At 41.5% G+C, this 3,565-nt stretch carries 3 protein-coding genes; 1 reads left to right on the forward strand and 2 read right to left on the reverse strand.

Annotation, left to right across the window (positions count from 1 at the left end; all coding sequences use genetic code 11):
* Nucleotides 1-196 precede the first annotated feature (196 nt).
* On the reverse strand, nucleotides 197-916 hold the full coding sequence (locus V7K49_RS29400; protein WP_335208784.1) for a pyridoxine 5'-phosphate synthase: 720 nt from the start codon (nucleotides 914-916) through the stop codon (nucleotides 197-199).
* 293 nt (nucleotides 917-1,209) lie between these two features.
* Nucleotides 1,210-2,286: a sulfonate ABC transporter substrate-binding protein gene (locus V7K49_RS29405; protein ID WP_442948705.1), complete on the reverse strand. Its 1,077-nt coding sequence runs from the start codon at nucleotides 2,284-2,286 to the stop codon at nucleotides 1,210-1,212.
* Between the two features lie 165 nt (nucleotides 2,287-2,451).
* Here V7K49_RS29405 and V7K49_RS29410 point away from each other — a divergent pair, with 165 nt between their 5' ends.
* A complete protein-coding gene (locus V7K49_RS29410; protein ID WP_334871610.1) occupies nucleotides 2,452-3,189 on the forward strand; it encodes a class I SAM-dependent methyltransferase in 738 nt (245 codons plus the stop codon).
* Nucleotides 3,190-3,565 lie beyond the last annotated feature (376 nt).

Consider the following 3,565-nt stretch of genomic DNA (forward strand, 5'->3'; position numbering starts at 1 on the left):
AACCCCCTAACTGTTAAGGGAGAAGTCGGATTTTCTTGGCTCTGTTCAATATAACGGAATGTAACAATACTATCTTTGGCAACTTGGTATAAGAAGTGGACTCCCGCTACTTCGAGTTTAAATTAGCTTCTTGCCATTATAGATTCTGGCATACTAACTTTTGAAGTACTTTTGGGATTCGGAAAAGTTTTTAAATCTAATTCAAAGATAGGATTTTTAAATACTCTTGTACAGCAGTAAATAGTCCTACATCCAAAGCATCGGCAATCAGGGCATGACCAATAGACACTTCAAGTATGCCAGAAATTGAACAGAACTTTTCTAAGTTTTGGAGATTTAAATCATGCCCAGCGTTCACTCCTAAACCAATTTCCTGAGCCTTTTGTGTTGCTTGTTGGTAGTCTTGAAATACAGACTCTACATTGCCATTACGAAAAGCTGTAGCATAAGGTTCTGTATATAGCTCAATGCGTTCGGCTCCAATCTCTTTAGCACGTTTAATTTGAGTTAAGTCAGTATCCATAAACAGGCTGACTCGAACTCCGAGGTCTTTTAGCTCTCGAATGATTGGTCTGAGCCAAAAGCCATCTGTAGTAAGATCCCATCCGTGGTCTGATGTGAAAGCATCAGGTGCATCGGGAACTAAGGTACACTGCGTTGGTTTGATTTTTCGGACTATCTCTAAAAATTCAGGTGAGGGATTACCTTCTATGTTGAACTCAACAGTCAATATCTGCGCCAGTGCATCGACATCTTCGGGCTTGATATGTCGTTGGTCTGGGCGTGGATGAACTGTGATTCCCTGTGCGCCAGCTTTAATGCAGGTAAAAGCCGCTTCAATCACACTCGGTCTACCAAAATTTCGAGTATTCCTGAGTAAAGCGACTTTGTTAAGGTTAACGCTGAGATTGGTCATACTACAAAATTTAGTCCATCGTTAAGTTTGTTATTTACCGCCTGACATATAAATGATTTGTGGATTTTACGAATAGTTGGATATGGATCTAAAGAGTATTTAAATGGCTCGGCATTATAAACTTGAGGTACGAGGAATATATCTGCGATCGTTGGTTCATTGTCGGGAGCGGGTACATACAATTTCCAGTAAAACTCAATTGGTGTCTCATTCTTTCTGTCGTAATCACTAACTTGTTAATTTAGCTTGTAACATGATTCGTAATTCCAAAATTAAGAATTACGAATTAAGAATTAGGAATTATTCACTTTGCCTTGCCAAACAATTTCCTTAACTTTGATTTCTTTCGGGATCAATTTAATTTTGTAGAAGGTATCTGCAACCTCTTGTTGTTTAGTAATTACTTCATCTGTGAGCGGAAGTACATCATACTCACGCCGCTTTTCTGCTATTTCCAACACAGGAGCATCTATACCCAAAGCAGGGGAAAGAAATTTAGCAACTTCACCAGGATTATTCTTTGCCCAGTTGCTGACTTTCTTGACCTGATCTAGAACTATTTTCAAGGCATCCGGCTTGGTATCAACAAAAGATTTTGCCGCCAGATAATAACCACGATTGGGAGCTAATCCCGTCGCGTCGGCTAAAGTCCGTGCGCCTGTTGCTGCTTCTGCTGCGGCTAAGTAAGGGTCCCAAATTGCCCAAGCATCAACGTTTTTTCTCTCAAAGACAGCACGAGCATCGGCGGGAGTGAGAGTTACTCGTTGGATGTCACTGTACTGTACTCCTGCTTTTTCCAGTGCTTTCACCAATAGGTAGTTAGCATTAGAACCTTTAGCAAAAGCAATTTTTTTGCCCTTGAGTTCAGCCACACTTTTAATAGGTGAATCCTTGGGCACCAGGATGGCTTCAGCCTTGGGACTCCAAGGATCGTAGGCAACATAAACCAAAGGAACACCCCCAGCTTGAGCAAATATAGGTGGTGATTCTCCGGTATAGCCAAAATCAATACTGCCTGCATTCAATGCCTCTAGGAGTGGGGGGCCAGCGGGAAATTCCGACCAAGTTACGGAAGATCCTGAAGCTGCAAAAGCTTTCTCTAATTCCCCTCTCGCCTTCAGTGCATAGAGGACAGTTGACGCTTTCTGGTAACCTATGTGAACTGTAGTGCTGCTAGCTGCTGGATTGGGGCTAGTTGTCTCTTGTGTGCCATTGTTGCTTGCGCTTGGAGAACAAGCAGAGACAGCCAAAGTTAAACTAAGTGCCACTGCAAACAGTAGGGAAAAGGTGCGGATTTTTCGTTGTTGGAACCTTTGGAGGAAGGCAAAACCTATACCCAACAGTTGGGTTGGAGAGAACTTATTCAATATCATCACTCTGCTTTCAGGGTAAATTAATATCAGACTTCAGCAAATCTCCGGCATAACTCCGGCAAGTTTATTGATTTACCGTATGATTAGAGAATGATAAAAATATCACATAGTTAAGACGAAAAAGCAAGTTTATTCGCTGAATAAAAAATTTTTCTTAAAGCTATGGGTATTAGTGTCAAATCTAAACTCAATCGGATCACAAAGCAGGCGATGACAGATAATATTCTTCAACAACAGATTGAGTACTATCGCGCTAGAGCCAACGAATATGATCAGTGGTTCTATCGGATAGGACGCTACGATCGCGGTATCGAAAACAATCAGCGCTGGTTTAATGAAGTAGCTGTTATAAAAAATACATTACACCAAATTGGCGTGGTGGATGATATTTTAGAGTTAGCATGTGGAACAGGTATCTGGACGCAAGAGCTTTTAAGTATCGGTAAAAAAATTACTGCGATCGATGCCTCTGAAGAAGTGATTGCAATTAATCGCTCTAAGTTATTTTCACTGAGTGTTGAATATTACTTAATTAATTTATTTGCATGGCAACCTGATACTGAATATGATTTGGTGTTCTTTGCCTTTTGGCTGTCTCATGTGCCACCAAAATTACTCGATTTATTTTTGACGAAAGTTTATCAATCTGTTCGCGTTGGTGGACAAGTATTTATCATTGACTCTTCTTTTGAACCGACATCCACGGCTAACAATCATATCCTTGAAGACGACGGAAACATATATAAAACCCGTAAGTTAAATAATGGTCAAGAATTCCAGATTTTCAAAATTTTTTATCAGCCAGATGAACTTAAGGATAAGCTAAAAAAAGCAGGTTTTCAGGCTGAGGTGAAGGTGACAGATAACTATTTTATTTATGCACAGGGGAAAAAGGTTTAGCAGATGCCCACAAACTTGTGACACACTCCTGAGAGCATGTCTCAGAAGTATCAAATATTTGCTGATCCCCCCACTCCCCACGCCAGTCGCTCCACTTGGAGAAACCCCAGACGCTCTCTACAAGACTAGAGGCGAACGCGGACTCGTTGGCGCAGCCTCTGGTAGGGCATCGTCTCACGCCACTTGACGCCAGTCCGCTCAAGTCGCCAGACCTGCCCACACGGCTGGCTCCTCTACTTGAAGCCCAAGACCGCATTGGCTGCCCATGAGCAAGTGGCGTGGATTTAGGGACTTCCAAGGAATAAATTACTCAAAAAAAATTATAAGCTGACATTTAAAAAATAATGATAATCATTATGAAGGGGTGAGAGGTGGT

This window comes from Nostoc sp., from assembly GCF_036919675.1.
Taxonomy (GTDB): domain Bacteria; phylum Cyanobacteriota; class Cyanobacteriia; order Cyanobacteriales; family Nostocaceae; genus Nostoc.

Bases quoted from the DNA above. Each gene is read 5' to 3' on its own strand.
- V7K49_RS29400 (WP_335208784.1), bottom strand. From the start codon at position 916: ATGACCAATCTCAGCGTTAACCTTAACAAAGTCGCTTTACTCAGGAAT.
- V7K49_RS29410 (WP_334871610.1), top strand. From the start codon at position 2,452: ATGGGTATTAGTGTCAAATCTAAACTCAATCGGATCACAAAGCAGGCG.